General features: G+C 51.1%; 12 protein-coding genes. 3 read left to right on the forward strand and 9 right to left on the reverse strand.

Features of this window, described 5'->3' with window-relative positions:
- The coding region (locus E1189_RS06505; RefSeq protein WP_155159230.1) for an autotransporter domain-containing protein at nucleotides 1-1,780 on the forward strand (1,780 nt) is incomplete at its 5' end.
- Between the two features lie 77 nt (nucleotides 1,781-1,857).
- Here the strand turns inward: E1189_RS06505 and hemN are convergent.
- The 7 genes from hemN to dapE form a co-directional block, all read right to left on the reverse strand.
- Nucleotides 1,858-3,243, reverse strand: coding sequence for an oxygen-independent coproporphyrinogen III oxidase (gene hemN, locus E1189_RS06510; protein WP_155159231.1), 1,386 nt, complete (start codon nucleotides 3,241-3,243; stop codon nucleotides 1,858-1,860).
- 269 nt (nucleotides 3,244-3,512) lie between these two features.
- Complete coding sequence (plsB, locus tag E1189_RS06515) at nucleotides 3,513-6,071, reverse strand: glycerol-3-phosphate 1-O-acyltransferase PlsB (protein ID WP_155159232.1); 2,559 nt, start codon at nucleotides 6,069-6,071, stop codon at nucleotides 3,513-3,515.
- Nucleotides 6,072-6,158: 87 nt separating this feature from the next.
- Complete coding sequence (locus E1189_RS06520) at nucleotides 6,159-6,557, reverse strand: hypothetical protein (RefSeq protein ID WP_155159233.1); 399 nt, start codon at nucleotides 6,555-6,557, stop codon at nucleotides 6,159-6,161.
- 8 nt (nucleotides 6,558-6,565) lie between these two features.
- Nucleotides 6,566-7,417, reverse strand: a complete 852-nt coding sequence (locus tag E1189_RS06525; protein ID WP_155159234.1) for a putative RNA methyltransferase — start codon at nucleotides 7,415-7,417, stop codon at nucleotides 6,566-6,568.
- Between the two features lie 58 nt (nucleotides 7,418-7,475).
- Complete coding sequence (locus tag E1189_RS06530; protein WP_155159235.1) at nucleotides 7,476-9,128, reverse strand: ubiquitin carboxyl-terminal hydrolase family protein; 1,653 nt, start codon at nucleotides 9,126-9,128, stop codon at nucleotides 7,476-7,478.
- A gap of 89 nt (nucleotides 9,129-9,217) precedes the next feature.
- Nucleotides 9,218-9,541, reverse strand: a complete 324-nt coding sequence (locus E1189_RS06535) for an antibiotic biosynthesis monooxygenase family protein (RefSeq protein WP_155159236.1) — start codon at nucleotides 9,539-9,541, stop codon at nucleotides 9,218-9,220.
- A complete protein-coding gene (gene dapE / locus E1189_RS06540; protein WP_155159237.1) occupies nucleotides 9,541-10,695 on the reverse strand; it encodes a succinyl-diaminopimelate desuccinylase in 1,155 nt (384 codons plus the stop codon). The genes E1189_RS06535 and dapE overlap by 1 nt, the downstream gene beginning before the upstream one ends.
- Nucleotides 10,696-10,845: 150 nt before the next feature.
- Here dapE and E1189_RS06545 point away from each other — a divergent pair, with 150 nt between their 5' ends.
- Nucleotides 10,846-11,157, forward strand: coding sequence for a hypothetical protein (locus tag E1189_RS06545; RefSeq protein WP_155159238.1), 312 nt, complete (start codon nucleotides 10,846-10,848; stop codon nucleotides 11,155-11,157).
- 53 nt (nucleotides 11,158-11,210) lie between these two features.
- Here E1189_RS06545 and E1189_RS06550 read toward each other — a convergent pair whose 3' ends face one another.
- Nucleotides 11,211-11,660 (reverse strand): DUF2721 domain-containing protein, encoded by a 450-nt coding sequence (locus E1189_RS06550; RefSeq protein ID WP_329601925.1) that lies wholly within the window; start codon nucleotides 11,658-11,660, stop codon nucleotides 11,211-11,213.
- Nucleotides 11,661-11,695: 35 nt separating this feature from the next.
- Here E1189_RS06550 and E1189_RS06555 point away from each other — a divergent pair, with 35 nt between their 5' ends.
- Entirely contained in the window at nucleotides 11,696-12,799 is a 1,104-nt protein-coding gene (locus E1189_RS06555) for an alpha/beta hydrolase (RefSeq protein WP_155159239.1), read from the forward strand.
- 42 nt (nucleotides 12,800-12,841) lie between these two features.
- Here E1189_RS06555 and E1189_RS06560 read toward each other — a convergent pair.
- Nucleotides 12,842-14,156 (reverse strand): FAD-dependent oxidoreductase (locus E1189_RS06560; RefSeq protein WP_155159240.1); only part of this gene is annotated, 1,315 nt, incomplete at its 5' end.

A 14,156-nucleotide genomic window follows, 5' to 3' on the forward strand; every position in this document is an offset into this window, starting at 1 on the left:
GCGCAGAAAGGATGCGGAAGAACAGCGCATTGGTCAAATCGCCTGGGAAAAAGAGAAAACTGCCCGGGAGGACAGACTCCAGCAAAACGAACACTTCAAAGCGTATGTGGACGAGCAGCGGATAAAGTACGCCGAGAAGAAGGAACAAAAAGCTCAGAAGCTGGCCAAGGAACGCATGGCCGTTTACCAAAAACAGCAAGAGCAAAAGGAACAGGACGAGCAGCGCAGAAAGGATGCAGAAGAAGAGCGTATCGGCCAAATCGCCTGGGAAAAAGAGAAAGCCGCTCGAGAGGATAGAATCCAGCGCAGCGAAAACTTCAAGACTTACGTGAACGAGCGACGGGTGAAGTACGCCGAGGAGCAGGAAAAGGAGCGTGTGCGACGTGAAGAGGCGCGTCGTAATAGAACCGAGAATGAATATGAAGATGACGGGCATGCATCTTATGATGGTGACGAAGGCGATGGTGCTGGCAGAATGCACAGGCGCCTCAATGTTCATCATCCCGATGATGTTGAAACGCTATCCCAGAACGAACGTGATTCAGAGGTGCCTCCCTCCACAGGGAAAGAGGATGATGTCAAAGTCACTGATTCTCTTAACGACGTTGCTGACGATAACTCAGAGCAAGAGTCAAAGAAAACATCCAGGGTAGGGGAGCCCCCCAGGAATAAGCGTTCAGCTACACAGGCTGAAGCGGTTGCTGCACTGACTATCGTGGCTCAGCCACAGTTTGACAGCGCTCTTGTTGCAGCATTACCAGCAACAGCTACTGAAACAGTGAACAACGCTACGATGCAGATGTTCTCAGGTCACCATCAGATGATCTCAAACTTTCGTAATGGTCGCAGATTGGGGGGTGTGGGGCTTGATCGTGTTGACTCCTCTGCTGTGGAAGCTTCTTTGAGCAGTGGTCTGAAGGGCTCTCTGCAGACGGACGGTGTCTACAGTTACGCGAGTGCTTACAGTAAACGAGGCAATGCCAGCCCTGCCCGCGAGTTGCCCGGTTATAACAATAAGGGTTACGGTTTTGAGGCGGGTATATTCCGGGTTATCGATTCGGAGCTGTTGCTGGGTGTGATGGTTTCGGCAGAAAACAGCAAGCTCTCCCTGAAAGGTAAAGGTGGCAGCACTGATATCACCAGCTTACGTGCTGGCCCATTCTTCTCCTGGAAGAGTGATGACTTCCACATTGATGGTGCCCTGACTGTCGGGCATCACGATGTGAGTGCAAAAGCACACGATACCATCGGCGATGAAAGGTACAAGGGTCATTATTCTATGAATGACTGGGCTGCCTGGATTGGCTCTGGTTATGATATCCATATGGACGCGTTCGTGTCGGGTCTGACTATCACACCAATGGCAGAGGTTATGTATATCGACAGTCGGTCATCCGGGTTTGGTCTGAAAAATGACAACAAAACCCGGGTGAAGGTGCAGGGCAGTAGCCGTCATGACCGCATCGACCGCTTCGGTTTGATGATGGACTATCAGGTGCCAGATTACTCTAACATGGGCAGCTACCTGAGCAGCGTGTACGGTGGTTTTGGTGTTCAGACAAACCACTTCGCTGATCATCAGGCTACAATGAGTCATGCCGACGGTGGTAGCAGTGTAACCGAGAAGCGTAAGCAGCGGGATCACAAGATGCAGTGGTACAAGTTAGGTGTGAACTCCCAGTTGTCGGACACAAGAAACCTGTCGTTCGATCTGGAAGGCACCCGTGGTCGTAACAGCAATAACTATGGGGCTTCCATTACCTTCGAGCAGAAGTTCTGACAGGGTACAATCGCGATAAAAAAACGGGGCTGCCATTTGGCAAGCCCCGTTTTTATTGCGTGCTGTATAGGTAAAGGTTAAATCACCCGGGAAAACTTTTTCTGAGCCTGGGCTGCCGCCATATACTCGTCGAAGGTCATGCAGATATTACGGATCAGCAGTCGCCCCCGTGGTTGAACATGAATGGCTGTATCATCCAGAGTGAGCAGGCCGTCATCGGCCATGACTCTCAGTTCATCCAGCTCCCGTTGAAAATGGGTGAGGAAGTTGATACCAAACAGCTTGTCTACATCCTGAAAGCTCAGGTGAAAATCGCATAGCAGGCGGCGAATAACATGGGCGCGCAGTTGATCTTCACTGTTGCTTTTGTAGCCTTTATTGATGGCCAGTTTGCCAGCCTCAATCATTTCTACATAGCTGGGCATATCTGTGAAGTTCTGTGCGTAGGTGTCACCCACCTGACTAATAGACGACACACCAATGCCAATCAGATCGCAGTGCCCGTGGGTGGTGTAACCCTGGAAGTTACGGTGCAGAACCCCTTCTTCCTGAGCGGCTGCCAGATCGTCATCGGGCAGGGCGAAGTGATCCATGCCGATGTACACATAACCTGCTTCTGTCAGCCGCTGTGTAGTGGCCTCCATAATGCGCAGCTTTTCCTCTGGGGATGGGAGGTCTTCGTCACGAATGCGGCGTTGGGGCATAAACCGGTGGGGCAGGTGAGCGTAGTTGAAGACAGACAGGCGCTCTGGCTGCAGTTCAATCACGCGATCAACGGTTTTCAGGAAACTCTTACAGTTCTGCAGAGGAAGGCCGTAAATCAGATCAAGATTGATGGATTTGAAGTTCATGACGTGAGCCGCATCCATCAGACTTTCAGTCATGGCGGCAGGCTGAATGCGGTTCACAGCCTTCTGTACCGCCGGATCAAAGTCCTGAACACCCAGGCTTATGCGATTAAAACCCAGATCGCGCAGGTGGCCCATCATGGCCCAGTCAGCTTCCCGCGGGTCAATCTCGATGGAGTAATCGGAAAAGTCGCCAAAATCCAGATCAAAATATTTATCAGCGCACTCCATTAGCTGGGAAAGCTGCTCTTTGCTCAGGAACGTTGGCGTACCGCCTCCAAGATGCAGTTGTTCAACCTTTGCGCGGTAACCCAGGTTTTCGGCGTGCATGGCCATTTCCTGGCACATCAGGTCCAGATACGGTTGGGCCTGTTCGCGACGTTTAGTGACAATCTTGTTGCAACCACAGTAAAAGCACACGGTGTCGCAAAACGGAATATGGAAATACAGAGAGACGGGCCGCTGTTCCTGGCCGCTGAGTCTTTCTGCTTCAGTGAAAGTGTCGGCTGAAAACTCACTGGTAAACTGTACGGCTGTTGGGTAGGACGTATAACGAGGTCCTGGGCGATCATAACGCTTCAGGAGGCTGGAATCCCAGATCAGTGAGTGGTTCATGTGAGTTCCCTGAAATCGAACGACTGCAATATTGTTTTTGTCATGTAGCAAATAAATCAAGCTATTTGCACAAAATACTAATTGACAGTGTAAGGAGGTATGGTTCTGCTGCGTTGATGTGCATCAATGGAGTGTGATGTTCTGATTCTGGCGTTTAAATGCCATACGAATTTTAATGATTGCTGTATCGTGTGAGGATAGGTGGATATTCCTAAAAGAAAGAGACCAGCGTAGTAGAACTGGTCTCTATTTAAGTACTTCAGTGCACTTTACGGTGTCTCGACTTTTTCTTTTTCCTCAGACTTCTCAGTTTTTTCAAGCTCATCATTCTGAGTGGAGGCTTCAGGGACGGGTTCGCTGCCAGTCGTTCCCCAGGTTACCTGACCAATACTGTGGCGAATTTCGCTGGGCAGCAAACGACGAGAGTCTTCTGCCATAACGCGAATATCACCGGCGAAGGTCAGCATATCATTGTCATCCGTTCCTACAAGCCGGGAAGCTTGCAGTTCGCCGATAAAGCAGCGGAACAGAGTCTTATCAAAGAATTCAGGGGCATTCTGACCATGCAGCATAGACAATCGTTGAGCCATCTCCTGACTCTGCTTTTCCAGTTCCACTGCATCCACATGGCCAGAACCGTTGCGTAGTAACAGGCTGACGACGACAAAATAGCGTTCCAGCGGCTGTTGAATGGCGCGGGACAGGTTGGTCATGGTGACAAACTCTGAGGTGCTGGAGTCAGGACGGATATAAACGTAGCCGTCCTGAATCAGCAGGTCTACTTCCACCAGAGCACTGAGCCACTGATCCACCACCTCTTCCAGTTCGCTGATTTCCCAACGCAGGAACAGTTCAGCTTTGAGGAATGGGTAAAAGGTCTGGCATTTAGTGAGAATCTCGTTGCGTTCCAGTTCATAGCAATTGGAGAACAGACGACAGATCATGGACGGGATTGCCAGCAGGTGCAGAATATTGTTGCGGTAGTAGGTCATGAGCACAGTGTTGCGCTCATCCAGACAGATAATGTCACCAAGGCTGTCGGAGCGACGCTCCACCATGTTCAGCGCTTCCACCTGCTTGATCATTGCCTGACCATCCAGCTCCACACGGGTGACGTGGCTGCTGTAAGGTACGCGGCTCACCAGCGTGTTCATGGCGTTCAGCAGTAGAGCAAGTTCCTCTTCACCCAGTGCCATGCGAGGGGTGTTAAGCAGTGCCATGCCAACCATATTCACGGAGTTCACAGCTGAAGCCCTGTTGATACGCTTTGCCATTTCAATACCGAGATTGTCGGTGGTTTGACGCAGCCACTCGGGGCGGAACTCCTCATCGTACTCCTGTTCGCGCCAGTCGGGCTGTTCGTTATCGAGGAACTCTCCCAGCTTCATAGGTTCGCCAAAGTTTACGAAGGCGTTACCAAAGTCCTCTTTCAGCGCCGCTACGGTACGGAAGATATCCAGAGGGGACTCTTTCTTTTTCTTGGCACCACGGAGTTCACCCATGTAAGTACTGGCTTCCAGAACTTTCTCGTAGCCAATGTACACAGGCACAAGTGCAATAGGCTTGCTGTGGCTACGGAGGTAGCTGCGCAGCATGATAGACAGCATGCCGGTTTTGGGTTTCAGGGTACGGCCGGTACGTGAACGGCCACCCTCTACAAAGAACTCGGTGGGAAAACCACGGGTAAACAGGGTGTGCAGATACTCATGGAACACAGTGGAGTACAAAGGATTGCCTTTGAAACTGCGACGAATAAAAAAGGCACCGCCACGGCGCAGGATAGAACCCACAATCGGCATGTTCAGGTTAATACCGGCCGCGATATGGGGCACCTGCAAACCACGGTAATACAGAACGTACGACAGCAGTAGATAGTCAATATGGCTGCGATGGCAGGGCAGGTAGACGATTTCGTGGTCCTTGGCCAGATCACGCACCGGCTCTATATGGTTCACCTCTACACCGTTGTAGATTTTGTTCCAGAACCAGGTGAGCAGGATATCCATAAAACGGACGACAGGGTGAGAGTAGTCAGAAACAATTTCGTTGGCGTACTTCTTAGCGCGAAGGTAAGCCTTCTCATGGGTAATACCCTGCTCTTCTACCTCTTTGTCGATCGCACGACGCACTACGTCAGACTCAATCAGGGAGCCAACCAGAGTCCGGCGGTGGGACAAGTCCGGGCCGTTCACAGACGTGTGCAGCTGACGGAAGTGTACGCGAAGAATACGGTTGATTTTACGCAGAGTGCGTTCTGTGTCCTGACCTTCGTCCACAACCTCTTTCAGAGACATGGGGGCGTTAAAGTGCACCAGAGTCTGACGGCCATGGAAAAGAACGGCCAGAAACTTCTTGAAGCGGTTGCCAACGTTATAGTTCCAGGCAAACAGCAGCTTAAATGCAGATTGCTCTTTATCCGGCTGGCGGCCCCAGAACACACTCACCGGTACGATTTGAACATCGGTACCATCGTTATTACTGACAGCTCTGGCAAGGCGTTGCAGACGAGGCGCATTGTGCATCTTCTCTCGGCGAACAATCACCCCTTCCGGCTTGGTGAGGAAGAAATAGGCGTGAGTTTCGTCAATGTCCTGGCCTTTCAGGGGGGCATAAGGGCGAGGCAGGCCTGCCTTCAGGCACTCGCTGTCCAGCACCAGCAGGTCAGACAGGGAACGGTTCTGGAGAACGTAGATGATGGGCTTTCTGGCATCGATCTCGTTATCAGGCAGCTTGGGCAGTGATCCCTGGACGGAGGTTTTCACCCATAGGAACATCAAACGGCGCAGCATATTAAAAAGGTATCGACTGATACTGACAGTTATATCCATGCTTATCTTTCAGCTTTTTGCATTACTTTGTAATGAGTGCATTTTACCATCCTCAGGCGTCGGAGTGTTGATCCCGTACAGAGTTTATCAGGATGGCCAGTCAATCAGGGTCTCTTGTCCTTCCACGCTGATGTCCAGCCACTCTTCGCTACTGCCGGCTGCTTCCTGCCAGAATGAAGCGTTGCATCGTACCCGGGCTTTCAGAGCTGTGTGGGCTTCACGGCCGCAGTCGGCGTCACAATTCCAGGGGGTGGACGTGGAATCAAACCAGACACTTGTCCAGGCCTTGCCCGATGTATTTTCGACAATATTGACCGGAATATGCTGCCCTTCGTGGGTAACCTGCAGGTTATGGCTTCGGCCTCGGGTTTCAGGCCCAGAGCAGCTGTCAAAGCGATCCGTAAGCCACTGGATAATGGCACTTACAGGTTGCTTCATCAGATAAATTTCAATATCCGTTTGAACGTCTTGTTCGTGGGAGCTCATGGTCAGCCTCAACGGGAAGCAGCGGGTTGATAAGTGATGACGTACAGACGCATGTCGAGTCGACAGTGCAGCTGTTGCAGTGCCTCCAGCTTGTCACGCTGGGCGGGCTTAATGTGCCAGAAGTGGGGCGTCATCGCCAGAAGATCCATGATGGTCTGACAGTCTGGCACATTCAGAGTATCTGTAACTGTTGTTTTGCTGGTGAGTTCAAAGCCGTCAGGCAGAGTTTCCAGCAGTTTATCTTCGGGGTAGCTGCGCACATCTTCATAAATGGTCTGGCGCAGCTCCAGCAGGTGGTCCGGCCCGGGGCCCAGCACCATAACCTGACCGCCGGGTTTGAGCAGGCGGGCAAACTCATTCCAGTCGATCCGTGAGAACACACTGACAAGGACATCGGTAGAGTCATCCGGCAGGGGAATATCGGCCACACTGGCAACCAGCCACTGGAGATCTGCATTATCGGTCTTACGACGGCAGCATTGCACGACAGCGGGTTTGGAAATATCAAAACCGGTCACGCTGGCCTTCGGCAAGGCATCTGCGATGCGGGTGGTGTAATAACCTTCACCGCAGCCTGCATCCACAATCACGGGCTGATTTTTGTCCGATACGCTGGCATGAATCGCCTCAATCAAAGCCGTTGCCGGGGCGTTATAAAGATCGGTGTCCAGAAAGCGAGTGCGAGCCTGCACCATCTCGATGCTGTCGCCAGGGCTGGCACTGCGCTTTTTGTGAGAGGGCAGAAGGTTCAGGTAGCCCTGACGAGCACGGTCAAAACTGTGTCGGTTGGCGCAGGCTGCGCCATGGTCACGTCTGAGCAGGGGTTGCCGACAAACCGGGCAACGGAGAGGGGTTGGCATGGTGAGCTGTATACGACTTTTTACGAAAGCGCGTAGTGTACAGCTCCACCGGTTAACCTCAAGTCTGTGCAGAGGCTACTGGGTTATCTGTGGATTCCACAGCCTGCAGCGCAAAGATATAGCCGCAGACAGGTTGCCCATGGAACAGTTCGCTCAACGTTAGATGTTGGGGCTCAGACACGTGACTGTCGTTATACACAACGTAACCTTCTGGCCGTTTTTGAACCGTGACATAGTGGCCACTATGGGCTGATTGGCCATGATGAACAACTATACTGCGCACATTATACTTTTGCTGCACAGGGGGTTCTTCACTCAAGGTGTACCTGCCCACTCCGGCATCAAAGGCCGCCTTATAAAAGGGAATGGTGACAGAGTCTGTTTTGTCGAGGTTTTTCAAGAGTGCCTTACCTTCTAAACTGCGCCGAACGGTCTTTTGATTGGCTATATCGTACTGTGACAGTTTGGCTAGAGCGATCAGTGCTCTGGGAGGCTCGGAGCCTGTAAAAGTGCAAACAAACTGCGACATATCCTGAGTGCCATCAAGTAGTTGCATACGCTCTGTGGATGACGTTGGGCCACTTTGACCTTCTTTGATAAGTCCGGCTTTAACTAAATCGTCCTGTGACCAGTCAAGGCGGCTTTCAATCTCCAGATCTGTTTTTTCCAGTAACTTATCAACGCAGGTATTTAGCGTGGTTTGCCTTGCAACTTCTTTTGAGGCCATCTCGGGAATGGGTAAAGCCAATAGTGTCGAGCGCTCTGGCTCGCTTTTATCGGTACCATGCAGACGTCTGGTAAGGACGTTTCCGTCTTTCTCAAGGCTCAGAAAGGTCAGAGCCAGCACGGAGCTGGCTGTGGACTGATTCAGGCCCAGTACCTCGCAAATATTATCCAGAAACTCCTGAGGGTCCTGCTGGCTGTGATTGAGAATAGAATCGCGGGATACTTCTCCTTGAGTCAACTGATTTTTTGCATTTTCATAGGCCACATAGCTGCCAATAAACGTGTCCATCAGTTGTTCAACAGGTGCGCTGTTCCAGGATTCAGGCTCCTGTTTGTTCATGGTATTGAGTTTTTCGCACAGGTTAAGGGTATCCGTTCGCAGCTGATAGAAAGGCAGAGAGTTTCTGTTTAGACGTTGGAAAACCCCCTGTGGAATCTCCTGTGAGTAGGCTTCCTGAGGAATGCCATGAAAACTAAGCAGGTCAGCGACTGCCTGCATAGCGGCATTCATAAAGCAGGTATTACCCCGGTTTTGCAGGCCAGAAGACGATACTTCACTAACTTCTACGACGCTCTCATAAGCATCTTGTGCAAAATGGTATATCGGAACCGATGTGTCTTCGGTTAGATCAATGATGTCACCGGAAAGAGTTTCTGGTGTGCTGGAAGGACGCATCATAAAGGTGTCCGGCTTCAGTGGAACCTGTACCACTGCTCTTTCGGTTATATCAACTTTGGGCTTTTTACTGGGCGTTGTCTCATAGTCATCAGGTAGTGGAGAAAGGGTCTCTCCTTCTTCGGAAAGGCCGGAAGTATTGCCAAAATCAAAAAATGTAATGCCCCAATGGGGGATTGTCCGGCCAGAGGGCATGACGGTAGGCTGCGATGATCCACCTGCACTCTCATTCTCACGAGGCCTTTTCTGTGCCCGTTGAGAGGGTGGTGGCGATGGGGGAGGTGTTCCCGGAACTTGGTGGAAATCCATTTTGCGACCCTGTCGTAATGAGTTATGAAGCCATTAGAAAGGTCGCGATAATGAATGTTCTGAGTATGTCAGGGCGGCTGGCTGATGTGTCAGTAGCTCTGAGTGGCTTTGGCAGGCACCTCATACTGCCTTTCGATTTTGGCGACTTCTACTTTGTAGCCGTTGTACCACTGCTTTCTACCAAGCTTTTGTGCCATGGTATGGTCAGCTTCTGCTTTCCAGCGACGGATACTGGCTTCATCCGGCCACCAGGACAGGGCCAGTTCCTGATCTCCCTCCATCATAGCGACAAAGTTGAGGCAGCCAAACCGGTTGAGAGCCATATCTCTCAACCGTACGGCAGTAGTGGAATATTCCCGGTAGCTCTCTTCATCAGTGATAGCCACAGTGGCCTGAAAAATCACAACGTACATCAGGCTTTCCCCAAAAGGTTCACAAGAATCTGCTGGTAAATATCCGACAATGTGTCCAGATCTTCCGCCTTTACCCGTTCATCTACTTTATGAATGGTATCGTTGCAGGGGCCAAGCTCCAGAACCTGAGCGCCGGTAGGAGCAATAAAGCGGCCATCGGATGTGCCTCCAGCTGTGGATAACACAGTTTCATAGCCACATACCGTACGAATGGCGCTAACGGTTGCGGAAACCAGATCACCTTCTGCGGTTAAAAATGGTTGGCCGTTGAGTGTCCACTGAATGTCGTAAGTCAGGTTGTGGCTATCCAGCAGCTCTTCAAAGCGGGTACGCAGGCCAGCATCGGTCTGTTCCGTTGAAAAACGGAAGTTGCAGACAATATTCAGCTCACCGGGAATAACATTGGTAGCACCTGTGCCGGCCTGAATGTTGGATATCTGAAAGCTGGTGGGAGGGAAGAACTCATTGCCTTTATCCCACTCGGTTCCTGCCATTTCAGCGATAGCTTCGGCTGATGTGAACACTGGGTTTTCCGCCAGATGGGGATAGGCCACGTGGCCTTGAATGCCCTTAATGGTGAGCTTCGCCCCCAATGAACCCCTGCGACCATTTTTAATCACATCACCTACTTTATCAGTGCTGGATGGTTCACCGACCAGACACCAGTCGATTTTTTCTCTGCGCTTTTCCAGCGCTTCAATCACTTTTACTGTGCCGCAGGTGGCCGGACCTTCTTCATCACTGGTAATAAGCAGTGCAATAGAGCCGTTGTGATTGGGGTGCTCCTCTATAAAATGCTCTATGGCAACAATGATGGAGGCGATGCTGCCTTTCATATCTGCCGCTCCACGGCCACACAGATAACCGTCGTGTATACGAGGTTCAAAAGGCGGGAATTGCCACTGCTCTTCTGGCCCTGTTGGTACAACATCGGTATGACCTGCAAATACGAACAGGGGGCCCGTGTCTCCTTTGCGTATCCAGAGGTTGTCTGCAGTGCCGTTGTGATCGGAATAACGCATGGGCTCAGTCTGGAAACCCAGGGGTTCCAGGCGATCAATCAAAAGTTGCTGGCAACCGGCATCGTCTGGCGTCACGGACGGGCGTGAAATTAACTCGCAGGCCAGTGATAAAGTGGGAGACAGGTGGGGCATTCGTTGATTCTTCTTTATTTATTTGCTGCGATGATAGCAGATTGAATCGCTGAAGTTTGCGTCAGAAGGGATTTCTATTCCATACTGGATGAAATAGCTGTTACAACGTTTTGAATAAACATAAACACCAATTCCAAGGAATGCCCGAGAATGAACAGCTCCCAGTTATTGCTGGCCCACTTCCCTGAAGAGTTTGCAGCCTTGTCCTGTGTTCACACCCGTATTTATGTGGGCATTCTTGAGAAAGAAGACGAAGGCATGTACCAGATCGGTTGGGCCATGTACTTCTATGAAGATGAAGAGCATACCCAGGCCAGCGAACAGGAACCCCAGTTTCTTGTAAAAGATCTGTCATTACCCCCTGACGATCTCAATGCTGCACTGGATGCTTTCCAGAGTCTGCCTTCCATTTATGGAGATGATGACCAGTCCTGCCATTATAAGCTGGTGATCACTTACTAAAAGCTTCCCAGAAGTGAAATTCCAGAGCGCAGCTGGCTCGGTGCGCTCACGCTTCATTCCATATCATGAATCTGCATATCCAGCGCCCGGGTTGAAATCTGAATCTCTACTGCACAGACAATCAGCGAGGCTAGCAGCAACAGCAGGCAGGCGCCAAATACCAGAACGGCTGTTTCCATCATTCCCAGATACAGAAAAAACATATCCATAACACAGAGAATAAAGCTGCCAATCCCTAACCCCTGCATGTGTTTAATGAGCATCATACGGGTGCGCAGGTTGCTGATCTGCTCCGGCAGCTTGAGTTGTTTCGGGTTACTCTGAAACTCTTTGTGCAGACTGCGAATTAACCCTGCCAGAGTGAGGAACTTGTTGGTGTAGGAAAGAAACAGTAACGAGATGGCAGGAAAAAACAGGGCCGGGGTTGTCAGGGTAAGCTGCATGAGAATTTGGTGAATATCCGGGGGAATGATATAAACAGAGAATAATAATAAACAAACCACAGAACGGGAACCTGTGGTTGCGTCAGGGGATAACAATGTTTGAAGCATTAGTGAAAGGGTGTGCCCGATTGATTGCTACCATGCACAGCCCTCATCCGGCATGGCTGGGAATGGATCGGGATATGCGTAAGCTGATGTCCCTGTTTGACCGGGCTCCTTCACCAGAGCAGCAACCACCTCAAAAACTGCGACGCTCCTATCGTTTGAGCACATCACTCTGGAGTCTTCCCACCGAATCATCCGTGACTGTGCGAGATGAGAAGATCAACGATAACGTGACTCTGCGCTGGTATGAATCTGCTGGCGATAACGAACAGTGCCTGGTGTACTTCCATGGTGGAGGCATGATGGTTGGGGATTTGCAAACCCATGACCGTTTCTGTCGACGAATTGCCCGCAAGCGCAGAATGACCGTTGTGGCTGTGGATTACCGACTGGCTCCTGAGCACCCTTTTCCTGCTGCTGCAGAGGATGCTATTCAAGCCTGGAACCATGTCGCCCAAAGCTGGCAAGGGGCAGACAAAGATCTCCGTAATCTGGGTATTGGTGGAGACAGTGCCGGTGGTTATCTGGCGACAATGGTCTGCCAGCAGGCGATATTGTCCGGTTTAACGGTGAGGTCAGAAGTCATGCCCGCATGGCAGTGGCTGATTTATCCGGTGGTTGATTGCACGGAACGCGCCGGCGAATCGATGGGGACTTTCAGTCATAGCTTGATCTTAACCAGTCCACTCGTGTGCCGTTTTCATGATGCTTATATTCCTGAGCGGAAACAGCAGGACTTACTGGAAGCGTCCCCCGGTCTGGCATCCAATGAGGTGCTGGCGCAGATGCCACCGGCAGTTGTGATTACTGCAGAGTACGACCCTCTGCGGGATCAGGGGTTGGGCTATGCCCGCAAGCTCCGTGCGGCCGGTGTAGCGGTGGTCTCTCACCATGAGGCAAAAATGCCCCATGGCTATATCGCTTTTGGCGGATTTTCTGAGGGTGCTCTTCGGGGGATTGATAAGGCCGTCAGTCTGATAGATATGATCTGTCTGCAGGCGCGTCGCACCTTGCCGGGAGAGACGGTTAAAAGCAAGGCTGCTCGCTCCCCTGAAGCTGAATGCTCGGTGGCAGCCGTTGCTCGAAAGAGCTGATCAGTAAGTACCCGGATCATTGAAGAGTAATGTCGATACATCTCAGATTGTCTTGATTAAAGTCTCAATTATTGCCCTCTTCTTCTCCGGGTAGGCGTCACTGTCCGAGTTATTGGCAGGTAAATGAAAAAGGTCGAGCCAATAGTTGAGGATGTCTCGGAGAGTGCCCCGGTGCAGTGAAAGATCACTGTCGTTTTCTATACAGGAACCTCCCAGCACAAGATGAATCCAGGGGCGCTCAAGCTCATGGCGGATAAACAGGTAATAGGCATTGGACAGATAACAGTAGTTGAGGATGTGCAACATCTCTTGAGGAATATGGCTGACAGGTATTTTCAAAACCAGAAGATCGCCTCGAATCGGTAAAGAGGCCGGGTGTCCGAATACGGCTTCGGCACCATGGCCGCTGGCATTGATAATGAAGGTTTTTGTATCTGCGTTGAAGTGCTGCGAGAGTTCCTGGTAGCTGGAAAGAGGCTCATCCAGCTGGGTGATTACGATGTTCTGCTCAATGGCTTGTTTCAGGAAATGGAGTAGCACAGATGAAGTCTCCACTTGAATCAGGTTTTCATAGACAATGGACTGTAAAGTGTTTTTCTCCCCTGAAACGGCCCTTATCAGCTCAGGGCCGTGGTGTTTCTGAAAGAGCGGAGCTGAGTAAAGCTGGTTGATACCGTCAATGGTTTCGGTTCTTGATTGTTCGGGTTTCTGGACGGCAGGAAGAACGATGGCCTGTTTTTTCTGTACAGCTTGTCCAAGGTTTGGATCCTGACTGTATTTCTCCCAGAGGTTGTGTGAGCGTTGTAATAATTCTGGCCACTGTTCCGGGTTGAGCATTTTTCCTATGCTGAATGGCATCACCAGCCCGCCGGCAATCTGGCTTGGGTAGTTATCTGCCAATGTGGGCTCCCGAGTGTTTGGGATAACTCTGGAACATCCCCTTGGAAGAGAATAACTGATGATGCGTATGGATATATCCTGTCTTCCCCTGCTATTCAAATCTTTGCGAAGGCTGAGTGCGGCAAAAAGGCCGGTGTAGCCTGCCCCCAGAATCACTATCTCGTGCTTCTTATGGTCTGGTGAGGGTTTGATAATCTCTGGGGTGATGTGAAGACTGACTTGCTCTGCAACAGCGGGTGCTAAAGTCACACCTGCCCCGCCAAGCCCATAGGCATGGAATACTGGCGCGCGAGTGTCTGGCCCCCGGGTTTTATCCCAGTACAGAGGGATAAGGCTGGAATAGTGCCGTAGCCCGGTTAACCCTTCCACTTCGCCATGTCGCAGTGCCAGATTGGCAAGCGCGAATAAATTGGGGAGCCTGACAGGCTGCGTTGATGGATGTTGTGATTGTGTTGCC

The sequence above is a fragment of the Parendozoicomonas verongulae genome (assembly GCF_009711465.1).
GTDB lineage: Bacteria > Pseudomonadota > Gammaproteobacteria > Pseudomonadales > Endozoicomonadaceae > Sansalvadorimonas > Sansalvadorimonas verongulae.

Coding starts and splice junctions, on each gene's coding strand:
- hemN (WP_155159231.1), bottom strand. CDS start 3,243: ATGAACCACTCACTGATCTGGGATTCCAGCCTCCTGAAGCGTTATGAT.
- plsB (WP_155159232.1), bottom strand. CDS start 6,071: ATGGATATAACTGTCAGTATCAGTCGATACCTTTTTAATATGCTGCGC.
- E1189_RS06520 (WP_155159233.1), bottom strand. CDS start 6,557: ATGAGCTCCCACGAACAAGACGTTCAAACGGATATTGAAATTTATCTG.
- E1189_RS06525 (WP_155159234.1), bottom strand. CDS start 7,417: ATGCCAACCCCTCTCCGTTGCCCGGTTTGTCGGCAACCCCTGCTCAGA.
- E1189_RS06530 (WP_155159235.1), bottom strand. CDS start 9,128: ATGGATTTCCACCAAGTTCCGGGAACACCTCCCCCATCGCCACCACCC.
- E1189_RS06535 (WP_155159236.1), bottom strand. CDS start 9,541: ATGTACGTTGTGATTTTTCAGGCCACTGTGGCTATCACTGATGAAGAG.
- dapE (WP_155159237.1), bottom strand. CDS start 10,695: ATGCCCCACCTGTCTCCCACTTTATCACTGGCCTGCGAGTTAATTTCA.
- E1189_RS06545 (WP_155159238.1), top strand. CDS start 10,846: ATGAACAGCTCCCAGTTATTGCTGGCCCACTTCCCTGAAGAGTTTGCA.
- E1189_RS06555 (WP_155159239.1), top strand. CDS start 11,696: ATGTTTGAAGCATTAGTGAAAGGGTGTGCCCGATTGATTGCTACCATG.